Here is a 13127-nt window from a genome sequence, read left to right as displayed (position 1 = left end):
CCATGCTAAATTACTTTCATATGGGCATGACGACAAAAGGGTTTTTCGTTGAAATCACCCTCTCGCGCCATTTACGTAAGCGGCGGTAAGCTCGTGGGCGGGCGATTCAAAAATCTGCCGGCAATGACCAAATTCAACCAGACGCCCGGCGTGGCTTTTGACCCAAAAAAATGCTGCATAATTAGCGATGCGGCGCGCCTGTGCCAGATTATGAGTGACAATGACGATGGTGTAGCGGCCGCGCAATCGGCTGATGAGATCCTCAACCACACCTGAGGCGATGGGATCGAGCGCACTGCAGGGTTCATCCATCAGCAAAATCTGCGGGCTCAACGCCAGCGCGCGAGCAATGCAAAGGCGCTGCTGTTGACCGCCGGACAGACTCAGGGCGGAAGCATTCAACCGGTCATGCACTTCGTCCCACAGCCCGACGTCCTGCAATACCTGTTCGATGATGGCGTTTGTATCGGCACGCCGCGTGATGCCATGCTCGTGCAAGGGCAGCTCGATGTTACGATAAATGGAGAGCGGAAACGGCGTCGGCTTCTGGAACACCATGCCGATTTGCCGCCGCAACGCCTGCACATTGCAGGCGGGATCATGAATGTCATTGCCCTCTATGCGAATGTGGCCGGTAATCCGGCAGCCTGGAATCAAATCCGTAAGCCGATTGATCGATGACAGGAAACTGGTTTTTCCGCAGCCTGAAGGGCCGATCAAGGCGGTGATGCAACCGCGATAAATATCCAGTGTAACGTTAGCCAGCGCGGGCTTGGCACCGTAGCTAAGGGTAAAATTGTCGACCTGGATCAAGGGTCGCGGTTCGCAACACACCGGGCCCGCCTGAAGCGACCCAAGCGTGTAGGCATGGTTGTCCCCGTCTATGGGTTGCTCAGACTCTGAGTGCATGAGGATTGGGGTACCTGTTTGAGTTCATTCTGACACTATCTTCCTACGCTGCCAGCCGGCGGTGAGCCGCATGGCGGCCATATTGATAAGCAGTAGCGCAACGATCAGCACCAGTGTCGACGCGTGCGCAGGGGCGTCGCCACCGGAAACATTCATGGATAAGTCGAAGATATGTATCGCCAGGGAACGTCCGGAATCCAGCAATGAACCTGGCATGCGGTCGACATAACCGCTGGTGAACAATAGCGCCGCGGTCTCGGCCATGGCGCGTCCGATCCCCAGCAACAGGCCCGCGGCCAGTGCCGGTGCGGCGGCTGGCAATAACAAGCGGAATAGCGTTGTTGCGCGCGACAACCCCAATGCGGCAGCGGATAGGCGATATGCATCAGGTACGGCACGCAAACCCGACTCGGCGGTACTGACAAGAATGGGCAACAGCATGCAAGCCAAGGTCAAGCCACCAGACAGGATGGAGAACCCCATATCCAGATAAATACTGAAAAAAGCATTGCCGAACAAGCCAAAAACAATGGAAGGGACGCCGGCAAGCACCTGCAAGCTGTAGCGCACCGCGCACCCAAAACCGCTGCTGGCGGATACATACTCGGCCAGCAGCGCGGCCGTCACCCATCCCAGCGGGAGTGCCGTCATCAGCGCAATCAGCAGGATTAGAACGGTAGAAACCAGAATGGGGCCGATGCCGCCCGCACGGCCGGCATTCCGCGGCGAATCCATAAGAAAATCCCAGGAAAGATGCGCCCAGCCGCCCCGCACCAAGTCACTGACTATCCATACGAACACCGCGCAAACCAGGGCGGCAGCGAGGCAGACAGCCAGTTGCGCGAAGCGATCCCGAAGGGCATGCGCCAATTTCACAGGAACTGATTCAGGCATGAGGATTTCTCCCCAGCCAACCGGCCATGCCTGCAAGCGCCATGACCATCAGCATTAACGTCAGACCTGATATAAACAGGGCGGCGCGATGGTCATCCATGGCGTAGGCCATTTCCAGCGCAATGTTGGCCGCAAGCGTGCGCACCGGATCGAACAGGCTATCGGCATGCCGCACCACATTGCCAGTCACCATCAATACCGCCATGGTCTCGCCAATAGCGCGGCCCGCTGCGAGCATTATGCCGGCCATGAGACCTGTTTTTGCAGCCGGCAGCGCAACACCGTGAATCATACCCCAGCGTGACATGCCCAGCGCCGCCGCACCGCGCAGGTATTCTCCCGGCACGGCCAATAGCGCCGCATGCGCGGTTAGCGCGATGGTGGGCAAGATCATGAGCGTCAGAATCAGAATTCCCGCCAGCAGACTGGCCCCTGGTGGATGTAATTGATTAATCAGCGGCACGAGTGTGGTCAGGCCCCAAAAACCATAGACTACGGAAGGAATACCCGCCAGCAGCTCGATCAATCTCCGGTAAATGCCAGCGGTGCGCGGCGATGAGTAATAGGCGATAAACAGCGCCGAGGCTACTCCTAACGGCGTTGCCACCAGCAGCGCCCCACCTGCGGCGTAGAGTGTCCCTGACAGCATTGGCGCCAGGTTGTACATCCTTTCTGCGGGATTCCATGAAGGATCGTTGAGAAAGCGCCCGGCCGGTATATGCCGTAGCGCAGGCCACGACTCGACAGCCAGGAACAAGAGAATCAGCAGTACCAGGGCCGCCACGATGCTCCCTCCGCCGCGCAGCAGCCAGAGTATCAACTTATCCACCTGCATGGCGTCAGCGGGCGCTGACGGGGACGAAATATTGTGCTTCGACCAGATCACGTACCTGCTCCGAGCGGGCAAATTCTATGAAGTCCCGAATCAACCCTTGTGGCGCCTGCCGCGTTATCAGATTGAGCGGCCGTGACAGCGGAAAAGTGCCGTTACGTATATTAACCACCGATGCCGCTATACCGTCGAGCGGCAACAGCTTGATTGCCGTACTACGCGTTATTTCATATTCGGCTGCGCCTATTGAAACATAGCCGATGGCATTCGGGTTGCCTGCCACGGTCTTTATGCCCTGTGCGTTGTCACCAATGATCACATGCGGCTTGATATCGCTGTTCTTCAAATTTAAATAGTTCAGAAACAACTCAAGTGTCGAGCGGCCTTCGGCCTTGTTGATCACGATGATGGGCGCATCTCTTCCACCCACGGTCTTCCAGTTGACGATGCTGCCGGTATAAATGCCACTGATCTGCTGCCGGCTGAGCGCGGCAACTGGATTACTTGCATGCAGAATAATGCCGATACCATCCAGGGCGATGGTATGCGAATGCAGACCTTTCTCCTCGGGTTTCAAGGCGCGCGATACCATGCCGATGTCGGCGACACTTTTGCGAACATCGTTAATGCCGCGCGCGGAACCTCCGGTCTGCACATCTATGCGCGTGCCGGCATGGAGCGACTCGAAGCGCCGGGCGATCTCTCCCGCTAACGGAGCGAGCGTGCTGGCGCCGGTCAAAACCAGTTTTTGCGAACCGGCGTTGCCGGACAGACTCCAGCCAGAGCCCAGTAAAAGTGCTGTAGCAAACAACACATATCGCATTATCAATGCTGGTTTCATATTTTAACCTCGCCTCCAGGTGTGATATTTTTCCACCCAATCAAGCAGCCGATGCGGCACATGCGCGCGCCTCCATTCGCCTGCGGCATATTTGTTGGCTTCCGACCAGGTGGGATAAGTATGGATCGTACCGAGTATTTTGTTGAGGCCGAGACCATGTTTCATCGCCAGCACAAACTCTGCCAGCAGGTCACTGGCATGCTCGCCAACAATGGTCACGCCTAAAATGCGATCTTTACCCGGAACGCTGAGCACCTTGACGAAGCCATGCGCGGCTTCATCGGCAATAGCGCGGTCGAGGTCCTCCAGCCCGTAGCGTGTCACCTCGTAGGAGATACCAAGTTTTTTTGCTTCCTCCTCCGATAACCCCACCCGGGCAACTTCCGGGCTGGTGAACGTGGTCCAGGGAATTACCGAGTAATCCACTTTAAAGCGTTTCACGGCGCCAAACAGCGCATTGACCGATGCATACCAGCCCTGGTGCGCCGCAACGTGGGTAAACTGGTACGGGCCCGCCACATCGCCGCAAGCGTAGATGTTAGGATAAAGCGTCTGCAGCCACGCGTCCGTTTCGATGGTGTGCTGGGGTGAAATGGGAATTCCCAGTTCCTCCAGTCCAAAACCTTGGGTCCGGGGGGTTCTTCCCACCGCGCACAGCATGGCGTCAAACGGAAGCGCTTCTTCGGTTCCGTCTTGATAGCGCACCCTCAAACATTGCTGACCGGATTCCTGCTCACAGCGAATCGTCTCGGTGTGAATCAATACACGCACGCCATCGGCGCGCAGCGCCGCTTCAATCAACGCAGCAGCATCGGCATCTTCACGCTCCATCAAACCTCTTCTCGCTACTTGCGTGACTTGACAATCCAGGCATGCGAATGCCTGCGCCAACTCGCAGCCAACCGGTCCTCCCCCCAGCACGACCAGCCGTTCCGGGCGTTCGGTAAGCGACCAGATGGTGTCGGACGTATAGTAGCGTACCTGCTCCAATCCCGGAATCGGAGGGATGGCAGGAGCGGCGCCGGTAGCGATAACGATAGCGCAGGTAGTTATGGTCCGTCCGTTGACCTCTACCGTCCAAGGCGAAGTAATGCGCGCATTGCCATGAACGACTTCCACCCCCAGTTCCGTATAGCGTTCTGCCGAATCATGCGGCTCAACCGTATTGATGATTCGATGCACACGCGCCATCACATCACCGAAATCGTAGTCGACCGTTGCGCTGGCAATGCCAAGATCCTTGGCGCGCCGAGCCTGTCGCAGAAAGGTAGCCGAACGAATCAGCGACTTGGAAGGCACACACCCGAAATTGAGGCAGTCCCCCCCCATCTTGTAGCCTTCGATCAATGTAACCTTGGCGCGCGTGCTGGCTGCGATATAGGATGTTACCAAGCCCGCCGCACCGGCACCGATAACCACCAGATTGCGATCGAATCGGCGTGGCCTCGACGATCTGGGCCAATGGCCGCGCACTCTGCTTTCCCTGACACGCTCCAACCCCAACCGTGCCAGCCACGGAAAGGCGGCCAGCAGAGCAAACGATCCGATCAGCGATGGCGACAAAATGCCGGACAAACCAGTGAGCGTGCCCAACTGGGTCCCCGCATTGACATAAACCGCAGTGCCGGCAAGCATCCCTGCCAGGCTGACCCAGAAGAACATGCCGGTTCGCATGGCGGTAAGCCCCATCAGGAGATTGATTACGAAAAAAGGAAATACCGGCACCAGGCGCAAAGTGAAGAGATAAAATGCGCCGTCCCGCTCAATGCCGGCATTGATTGCACTCATATGGCTGCCGAAGCGGTGATGCACGGCCTCGCGAAACAGGTAGCGTGCCGTCCAGAAAGCCACGGTTGCGCCGATACTGGCGGAGATGACTGCCACCGGAAGTCCCACCCACAAGCCGAAGATTGCGCCGCCGGCCAATGTCATCAACGTTGCGCCGGGCAGGGAAAGCGAGGTTATGACAATATAAGCCGCGGCATAGAGGCCAATAACTTGCAGCGGTTGCACCTGAAAGGCTTGTTGCAGTTCGTCCCGGCTGTTCTTGAGCATTTCGAGACTGAGGAAACGCCCGAGATCAAAGACGAAAAACAATCCGGCCAATAGCACCAGCACGACGAGCAGCCACCAATGTTTCATCTTGGGTGTCTCTAAAAATCGAAATTCGTCGACAGCAATTCATTTTTTCCAGGTTTCATTTCGCTGCAGGTGGCGCCATACTTGAAGCAGCTGTAGCAGCGGTGGTGTTTCATGCTCACAGGTATTTGCAGGGCTTCCGTCAGCGTTGCACCGAGAATGTAGTCCGGATCGTCATCGACCAGGGTACAAGCATAAACCCGCATCCGGCCACCGCTTTTCGCCACCATCTTGCTGAATGCACACATGAATGAGCGCCGTGTTTCCTCGGTCTGGAACGCTGTCATGCAGTGCTCGGTAATTTGAGGTGGCTTTACGCGCGCGCCAGGCGGGTGAAATTCGGGGAATTCGATACGCGGCAGATCTTCGGGTAACCCAGCAGCGCGAAAAATGTCGGCAAAGCGCGCCGCAATCACATCCGACGGAATGCCGGGCATGAGCTGGCTCGCCACTGACACATGGAACCCCATGTCATGGAGTCTGTGCAAGCCTTCCAGTGCAATGGCAAACATGCCTTCGCCGCGCCCGGCATCATGCCGGATGGCGTCGGGATAATCCAGACTCACGCGGAAATTCAGTGCATGCGGCCGCTCACGCAATGATTTCAGTTGTTGCAGACGTTTGATTAATGGCTCGGTTGCGTTGGTCAACACCAGACAAGGCCGATGCATCAATGCGTAATCCAGGATATTTATTATGTCCTTATTGATGAACGGCTCGCCGCCGGTGAAGGAAAATTGCCTGACACCCAGATCCAGCGCCTCGTCCACAAACGGGATGGCATCGTCAAACCGCAACAATTGCAGGCGATCATCACCCGGCTTCGAACCTTCGAGGCAAAAAGGGCAAGCAAGGTTACAGGCGGTACCGGTGTGAAACCACAACTCATCCAGGGTATGCGGCTGGATAAAACCGCGTGGTTCATCGCCTGGAGTACGCTGCCAGTATTCGGACCGGCCGCGCTGTCCGGCGCTGGTGGGAATGGCCTTCATGGTTAGCGGCTAGCAACACCCGCCTGTCCGATCATTTGCGGTGTCGTTTGCAGTATCGTTATAAGGCAGGCCCATACCGCAGCCGGCAAAAATACCGTAATGCCGCTCAAAGTTGCCATAGAACTCAAAATGCGAAGCGAACCGGGTATCATGCAGCATGCGCCAGGTATTACCACAGACCGGAAAATGCTTTCCGGTTTCTATGCGGTGGTGCTTATCCAGTACAAACAGGTGGGGATGATGCGGTATCGTGCCGCGATAAACCACCGACTGGCCGTAGTCTTCGCAGGCCGGCTCAAGGTTGTCCAGCTTGAATAACCGGTAGGTGGCGGAATAGAAGCGGATGTTCCCGGTGCGCGCCGCCAGTTCGGCGTTGCCGATGGTGATTTTATGGTCATCCACCAAGCGCGGATCGGCAAAACCATGCTCGCGGGAAAGCTGTTGGAAATCATTCCAGTAAAGCGCCCCGCTGAGACATTCGCCGTATAGCACCGGGTCGCCCGTGAGGGCGTGGGGTACGCGACGGTCGGTATAAACATCGGAAAAATATAGCTCGCCGCCTGGCTTGAGCACACGCCAGGCTTCGCGTAACACAGCCGCCTTGTCGGGCGCGAGGTTGAGCACGCAATTGGACACGATTACATCCACACTGCCGTCCGTCAGTTCGAGCTCCCACAGGCGCTCAATATAGCCATGCAGGAATAGCACATTACCGGCGGCATGGCCAAATGCTTTGCGGTGATACTCCTCGTGCCGGCGCGCAACCATCAATTGCTCTTCGGTCATATCCACCCCGATTACCCTGCCATGCTCCCCCACCAGTTTGGATATCACATAGACATCACGTCCCGCGCCGCAACCCAGATCGAGTACGGTCAAATCCTCCAGCAATTCGGGTAACACCAAGCCGCAGCCATAGTAACGAGTCAGCACCTCATTGTGCACCTGCGCCAATATCGGCTTCACATACTCGGGTAAACCCGCGTCAATCTTGCAGGCGTTGGTCTGCAGGTCAAGTGAGCTGGTCAAGGTTTCACCGTAATATTGCTGAACAGTATCATGCATGGTCATTGCCTCGTGATGTGGGAGTCAGTTGGTTTTAGAGCGATAGCGAGCCGCCAGTTGGCCTGGGGTGACGCCGCAGGCGAAGGCCAGCGCCAGATTGCGGTTTACCCAGGTACGGTGCCACCAGCCGTCGCGATGCCAGCGACGGGGATCGACAAAGAGCGGTTCGCGCAAGGGCAGAAAACGCCCCAGACGGCGCAATCCGCGCACGAGGGACACTTCTTCGAACAAGGGCCAGGGCGCATGGCCGCCCGCATCGGCATAAGCCTGCCGAGTCATGAATAGCCCCTGGTCTCCATAGGGAACACCAAACCGGCAACGGAATGCGATAGCCGGTTCCAGCAGCAGCGCTGGCCAGGCGCGAGGGATATCGAAACGAAATCGAAAATAACCGCCCACTGCACCATGCTTAAGCGCGAGGTCCATTGCCATCAGCGGATCAGGCGGCAAGCGGTTGTCAGCATGCAGAAACCATAGCGCATCACCTAGCGCCAGCGCCGCTCCCGCCAATAGCTGCCGTCCCCGGCAAGGTTCGCTCGGCAGCCAGCGTGCGCCATATTGATCGCATACTTTGCGGCACGCTTCGTCGGCGGCGCCATCCACCACCACGGCTTCCAGCGGCCGATGCGGCAGGCCTTGCAACTGGTTGAGCAAATTGGCCAGTTTCACCTCATCGTGATAGCAGGGGATGATCGCACTAAAACTAGACATGCCCCGCTTCCCTCTGTCGACTCTGCTGGACGAGATCACAAGCCAACACGTGCAACGCACGCCGTGCCGGGCGTCGATCCGTCCTCAGCGCGGTCGCCAATCGAACGAGATCATCGTGTTCGTCCACATCAAAGCTATGCTTAAGCGTAGCGACGGACTGTCCCGCCGCACGGCAACAATCGGCCAGCGCTGTACCCAGGCGGGCGGTACTCCACGGCAAACCGCCCAGCATCGGCCACTCATGGCGGCTCGCCATCAGCACCACGCCGCCATCTTCCGCCGGCATCAACACGCTGTCATGATGCGGCAAGGCAGCGTTAACCGCGGCATAGTCGACTGCCGAAAGCGCGGGGGCATCACTGCCGATGTAAACCAGTTGCTCAAGTCCCGTACCGCGCAGTTCACGATCCAGACTGTTCAACCGCTGCCCCAGATTGCCCGCTGCTTGCGGCTTTATATATACGTTCGGCCGCGACCGCGGTAAAAGCGTATCGGCCCAGGCATAATCCGAAGGATGCGCTGGAGCGATAACTACCGGACCCGCCCAATCGTCCACATCCTCCAGAGCACAGGCAAGGAGTGCTTCGGCGATTTGCATTGCCGCCTCCCGTCCCATGCTTGCGGCGAGCCGTTGCTTCGCGATGCCCGATGCCGGTCGCTTGCACACCAGTACGAGGGCAACGCCTATCATGCCCGCTGCCTGTTACCTGACTTGACGACCGTCAAACCGTTGGATTGACAACATGGATCTCTCATGAGACCTCCGTTACCGATTACATGAGCGTAGTCGAGACCCTATTCGGGATTTCTTACATCATAGACAGCAATTACCCTCGAAGCACGAAAATATTTCCTTGGATCTTCGCTCTATGCCGGAATTTCTGCATTGACCCTCAACAAACGCTCACAGTTTGGAAAATATCATGGTACCGGGATAATGCTCCTGCCCCCATCTGCTCATGGCTTCCAATACCGGTCTCAGATCTTCGCCCTTCCTGGTTAAAACGTACTCATAGCGCGATGGATTCTGCTGATAGGCTTGCCGGGTAACAAGCCCGCAAACCTCCAACCTCTTTAGTCGATTCGCAAGTATGTTCGAAGCGATTTTTTCCGGGGAGGATATCAGCTCACGATAGCGTTTTTTTCCCAGTACCAGATCCCGGATAACCAGCAATGTCCATTTGTCGCCAAGAATATCCAGTGTGTTGGTAATTGGACAGCATGACCGCTCAAATTTTGGCTCACTATCCGCTTTCTTCTCTGTCATTTGACCATTCGTCATGACCCACCTGTTCGAAAAAGTAATTGCCCGTCAGCAATAGTATATTATCGGCACTTGCATATTGAAAGTTATTAGTGAAACAGGCTAGTGCTGATCAACGTGAATGCATACCTATTAAGACGCAAAAGAATTTCCCGGCGATTATGGCCTTCTGATGCGGTAATGCTTGGTCAATATCTCTATTCCTGATTTTGCGATGGTGAGGACAGTCGATCGTCAGCCGCCGCTGTAAATGCGTGATTTAATGTCCAGGTTCTACAAGTTCCCCATCTTGCGACTTTAACGTACTGCGACTGATCGATCGATTGGAGACAGAAGGCATTATGCGCCGTGAGTCCTGCCCCGCTGACGGCCGGTGCCAAATCGTCCGGATCAAGCCTGCCAGGCGCTCGCTCCTGAACCGCATGCGGCCCGTCTACGGGGCCGCGATTCAACACGCCATCGGCGATAGGCTGAACGACGAGGAAACCGGAATACTGGTGGCCCTCCTGGGCAAGTTCTATAAGAGCGGGCACGAACGGCTGATCATCCTTTTGTCCTCCTGGTACGATTTATACGCGCATGAATCGCTGGTCCAGGAGTGGCGTGCTGGATCGATTTTTCGAGTAGCTGCAGCGTACTCAACTCATCCGCATCAAGATCGAGGCGATATCCTTGGACAGCACCATTGTGAAGGTTCATCCGGACGGCACCGGGGCATAAAAAAACGACCCACAATCCATCGGGCAAGTCGCGTGGAGAATGGAGCACCAAGATTCATATGGTTGCCGCGGATGCTCGAACAGCCATCACTTTTGCGCTGTCGCCAGGACAGGCACACGATACGCACGAAGGGCACGAATTGCTGAATCGGCTCGGACCACCCAGCCGCCCTTTGTCCTTGTTGACGGACCGCGCTTACGAAAGCGAGGAAACACGTCAAGTGGCGCTTGAGCTTGGCTTTGTGCCGGTAGTGCCGCCCAAGCGCAATCAAACCAACGCTTGGGAATACGATCGCATCATGTACCGGCGGCATAATGAAATCGAACGCCTGCTTCGCAGACTCAAAGGCTGCCGGCGCATTTTCTCGCGCTTCGAGAAACTTGGCGTCATGTTTGTTGGGTTTATTCACTTCGCTTTAATCGTTGAAGCATTCTGTAGTGTTAACACGCCCTATTAATTCGCCTCTACGTTATCAATCTTACTACGAAGTAGTTAGCGAGAGAATTTGCAACATCGACAGATCGTCCAAGATTTGTATTCTAAAGTCTCGATCGAATGATAGGTGATATGTTATTACCTTGAAGGGATTGAAAGGTAAAATGTCACGCCGTGCACTGGTATTAGTGCTGGAATGGGCGCAAGATCCACATTGTCAGGCGGAGCGGATTTTGCATCTGATCCCGGCTTGGTTTCTGGTTAGATTAACCGCCGCAGGTTTAAAACAAATACGAAACACCCATCGAGACATTGGTGTTGTACACAACATCTTCTTCGAAGCTTTGCTTCCGCGGCGACCGCTGAAAGCCGGCCCGCAAGCGGCATCGTTCGGAAAGACGATACCTGGCGTTGAACTCTCCCACGATCACAGTTTCATGACCGCCTTTCCGTTCGTCTCCCACGATGCTACTGATCCAATTGTTGCGTTCATAATGGAGGCCCAGTTCGAGTCCGAGGCGTTCCGTGATCTCGGACTCCAATCCAAACGCCACATAATGGTTGCTATAGGAGGTATCATCCCGCAGCGTCGGCTGGTTACGGCCATCTGCCAACCCCTTCTCATAGTGGTAGCCTAGCGTGAAGTTAATACGTCTCGTAGCATGCCATACGAGGTGTGGACCAATTGTCCAGAATGTGGCATCTCTCTGCGCGAAGGGATCGTTGTACAATCGGGCACCATAGCGGGTCAGCAATCGTACTTCCCAATCATCCGACAAACGCTGCTCCAATCGCGCCGATCCAATGTAGCTGGTCACCCGTTCCTCCGCAATGGAATCCGTACGCTTGCTTTCATTGTCCCCCAGCAAGAGGTCCGGCGTCGAGTAAAAGCGGACGCGAATTTTTGTGCCTGGTGTAATCTCATGTAACGCCTGTATGCCGAAGCTTCCATGGTTAAAGCGTGAATTGAGCGTATAGACAAACGCCTGAGCGCGAGCGGAGATCTCCGTGCGCCCCCATCTTGAGGTGACGGGACGCATTACATTCAAATCCGGTTCGAAGACCATGTCTGAACCCTTGCCGGCCAGGCTCGAATCCAATGCCGGTTGGGTCGGGTCTCCGTGCAGATCGAGGCGCCGGGTCGCCGAGAACAATGCTGCATCGTTGGTATAGTGCAGGTTGCCCGCGGAGTTGACGGACCACTCGGCGGATGCGGCAAGCACAGTCTTGCATAGCATGATCATCCCAGCCAGGTAGCAGAACCATTTCGAGCGACGCCACCTCACACAACAAAATCCTTTCTTCCGGGAAGTTCAGAAAACTGCCGCCATGAAGGGGTTTCCGGAAGTATCAGCATCAAAAAAGTTGCTTGATTGTGTGCCAGTCAGTGCACGCAACCTAGACATTACTCACGGTGTTGACCCCATTACCACTCTCTGCTTCGATGCCTTCTTCTAATGCGTTCGGCTGAAGGTTGATTCCTGGTTTCTTAGGTTTTCATCCATAAGCCGGAAACCCAAGGATCGCGCAATGCCGGCCGCATTTTTCCATAAGCAGAGGAGTATTACCGGTCAGGTTTGCTTAGTGTTGGATAGCCTTCGACGTAGATCCAGTCGGTGCTTTTTGCTGGCATATGACAGGGAAGACATTCCGTGCGGTAATTGGTGGTAACGCTTCGATTTGAACTGTCGGTTTTAATCAGCGCCCAACCCCATCCATCCCCCCAGACAGGATTGTTGGCAAAACGGGCTTTGGTATCCTTGATCATTACAAACCACTGCTTGATGTCACCTGTCGCATGGCTGACATTGTTGCCCGTCGTGTATGCGCCTGCAGTTGACGAACGCAATTCCTTGACCAGGGTTGCGCCGTCCGGAAATTTCCCGGTTTTGCGATAGATCTTCGCCGTTTCCGGCTCTGTGTAGACATCGTGAAAACCACTTGCCTCGCCTTCTGGCACAAACCAGGAACCCAAATGGGTCATGGACAGCCGAAAATCATCGGGCAGACGGATGTTGCCTGACTTGTCGACATATAAGGAAAAATCCCCCTTGTCGGCTATCGCTGTTCCAGCATGTGTCAGCAACGCCATCGTGAACAAAACTGCGGGCAACAAAACAGCGATGTGTTCGTTTCGATACGGATATGTATATATGTTTGCATTCCCTATCAAGCATTTCATTTTATTTGCCTCCGATGGCCTTCTCCGGGTTCGACTTTCCAACACGGAGAACAGGGTAATATTGCGTGAATACGAAGTCATCTTGCGCGGATGCCTCGTGACAGCCGTTGCAATTCGCCGTTGGTTCCAGGTTCGCGGTCTTT

At 55.6% G+C, this 13127-nt stretch carries 13 protein-coding genes and 1 pseudogene; 1 reads left to right on the top strand and 13 read right to left on the bottom strand.

Features of this window, described 5'->3' with window-relative positions; all coding sequences use genetic code 11:
• Nucleotides 1-54: 54 nt before the first annotated feature.
• The 11 genes from SQ11_RS11090 to SQ11_RS11040 form a co-directional block, all read right to left on the bottom strand.
• A complete protein-coding gene (locus tag SQ11_RS11090; protein WP_052494185.1) occupies nt 55-909 on the bottom strand; it encodes a phosphate ABC transporter ATP-binding protein in 855 nt (284 codons plus the stop codon).
• A 24-nt stretch (nt 910-933) separates the two neighbouring features.
• Complete coding sequence (pstA, locus tag SQ11_RS11085; RefSeq protein ID WP_084226825.1) at nt 934-1803, bottom strand: phosphate ABC transporter permease PstA; 870 nt, start codon at nt 1801-1803, stop codon at nt 934-936.
• Nucleotides 1796-2689 (bottom strand): phosphate ABC transporter permease subunit PstC, encoded by an 894-nt coding sequence (gene pstC, locus SQ11_RS11080; RefSeq protein ID WP_232297978.1) that lies wholly within the window; start codon nt 2687-2689, stop codon nt 1796-1798. The genes pstA and pstC overlap by 8 nt, the downstream gene beginning before the upstream one ends.
• Entirely contained in the window at nt 2643-3476 is an 834-nt protein-coding gene (locus tag SQ11_RS11075) for a phosphate ABC transporter substrate-binding protein (protein ID WP_198140854.1), read from the bottom strand. The genes pstC and SQ11_RS11075 overlap by 47 nt, the downstream gene beginning before the upstream one ends.
• A gap of 3 nt (nt 3477-3479) precedes the next feature.
• Nucleotides 3480-5618 (bottom strand): FAD-dependent oxidoreductase, encoded by a 2139-nt coding sequence (locus SQ11_RS11070; RefSeq protein ID WP_041514245.1) that lies wholly within the window; start codon nt 5616-5618, stop codon nt 3480-3482.
• 11 nt (nt 5619-5629) lie between these two features.
• Nucleotides 5630-6607: a radical SAM protein gene (locus SQ11_RS11065; protein ID WP_041514244.1), complete on the bottom strand. Its 978-nt coding sequence runs from the start codon at nt 6605-6607 to the stop codon at nt 5630-5632.
• Between the two features lie 9 nt (nt 6608-6616).
• Complete coding sequence (locus tag SQ11_RS11060) at nt 6617-7672, bottom strand: methyltransferase domain-containing protein (protein ID WP_041514243.1); 1056 nt, start codon at nt 7670-7672, stop codon at nt 6617-6619.
• A gap of 24 nt (nt 7673-7696) precedes the next feature.
• A complete protein-coding gene (locus SQ11_RS11055) occupies nt 7697-8383 on the bottom strand; it encodes a TIGR04283 family arsenosugar biosynthesis glycosyltransferase (RefSeq protein ID WP_041514242.1) in 687 nt (228 codons plus the stop codon).
• The gene (locus tag SQ11_RS11050; RefSeq protein WP_052494184.1) at nt 8376-9074 is read right to left on the bottom strand and encodes a DUF2064 domain-containing protein; all 699 of its coding nucleotides are present in this window, start codon (nt 9072-9074) and stop codon (nt 8376-8378) included. The genes SQ11_RS11055 and SQ11_RS11050 overlap by 8 nt, the downstream gene beginning before the upstream one ends.
• Nucleotides 9075-9287: 213 nt before the next feature.
• The gene (locus SQ11_RS11045; protein ID WP_084226824.1) at nt 9288-9665 is read right to left on the bottom strand and encodes a helix-turn-helix domain-containing protein; all 378 of its coding nucleotides are present in this window, start codon (nt 9663-9665) and stop codon (nt 9288-9290) included.
• Between the two features lie 179 nt (nt 9666-9844).
• Complete coding sequence (locus SQ11_RS11040; RefSeq protein WP_041514241.1) at nt 9845-10180, bottom strand: hypothetical protein; 336 nt, start codon at nt 10178-10180, stop codon at nt 9845-9847.
• Nucleotides 10181-10214: 34 nt separating this feature from the next.
• On the opposite strand from SQ11_RS11040, the pseudogene SQ11_RS11035 reads away from it, so the two are divergent.
• Nucleotides 10215-10824: pseudogene (locus tag SQ11_RS11035) on the top strand (IS5 family transposase); the annotation flags it as partial.
• Nucleotides 10825-11083: 259 nt separating this feature from the next.
• Here the strand turns inward: SQ11_RS11035 and SQ11_RS11030 are convergent.
• Together SQ11_RS11030 and SQ11_RS11025 are read right to left on the bottom strand one after the other, a co-directional pair.
• Entirely contained in the window at nt 11084-12088 is a 1005-nt protein-coding gene (locus tag SQ11_RS11030; RefSeq protein WP_156972473.1) for a hypothetical protein, read from the bottom strand.
• Nucleotides 12089-12366: 278 nt separating this feature from the next.
• Nucleotides 12367-12894: a cytochrome P460 family protein gene (locus SQ11_RS11025; RefSeq protein WP_041514247.1), complete on the bottom strand. Its 528-nt coding sequence runs from the start codon at nt 12892-12894 to the stop codon at nt 12367-12369.
• Nucleotides 12895-13127 lie beyond the last annotated feature (233 nt).

It is taken from the genome of Nitrosospira sp. NpAV (assembly GCF_000832065.1).
In the GTDB taxonomy this organism is placed as follows: domain Bacteria; phylum Pseudomonadota; class Gammaproteobacteria; order Burkholderiales; family Nitrosomonadaceae; genus Nitrosospira.
Note: the sequence above shows the minus strand (reverse complement) of the source record. Positions and strands in the feature narration are given on the sequence as shown.

Bases quoted from the DNA above. Each gene is read 5' to 3' on its own strand.
- SQ11_RS11050 (WP_052494184.1), bottom strand. From the start codon at position 9,074: ATGATAGGCGTTGCCCTCGTACTGGTGTGCAAGCGACCGGCATCGGGC.
- SQ11_RS11045 (WP_084226824.1), bottom strand. From the start codon at position 9,665: ATGACGAATGGTCAAATGACAGAGAAGAAAGCGGATAGTGAGCCAAAA.
- SQ11_RS11075 (WP_198140854.1), bottom strand. From the start codon at position 3,476: ATGAAACCAGCATTGATAATGCGATATGTGTTGTTTGCTACAGCACTT.
- SQ11_RS11090 (WP_052494185.1), bottom strand. From the start codon at position 909: ATGCACTCAGAGTCTGAGCAACCCATAGACGGGGACAACCATGCCTAC.
- SQ11_RS11065 (WP_041514244.1), bottom strand. From the start codon at position 6,607: ATGAAGGCCATTCCCACCAGCGCCGGACAGCGCGGCCGGTCCGAATAC.
- SQ11_RS11070 (WP_041514245.1), bottom strand. From the start codon at position 5,618: ATGAAACATTGGTGGCTGCTCGTCGTGCTGGTGCTATTGGCCGGATTG.
- SQ11_RS11055 (WP_041514242.1), bottom strand. From the start codon at position 8,383: ATGTCTAGTTTTAGTGCGATCATCCCCTGCTATCACGATGAGGTGAAA.
- SQ11_RS11060 (WP_041514243.1), bottom strand. From the start codon at position 7,672: ATGCATGATACTGTTCAGCAATATTACGGTGAAACCTTGACCAGCTCA.
- pstA (WP_084226825.1), bottom strand. From the start codon at position 1,803: ATGCCTGAATCAGTTCCTGTGAAATTGGCGCATGCCCTTCGGGATCGC.
- SQ11_RS11025 (WP_041514247.1), bottom strand. From the start codon at position 12,894: ATGGCGTTGCTGACACATGCTGGAACAGCGATAGCCGACAAGGGGGAT.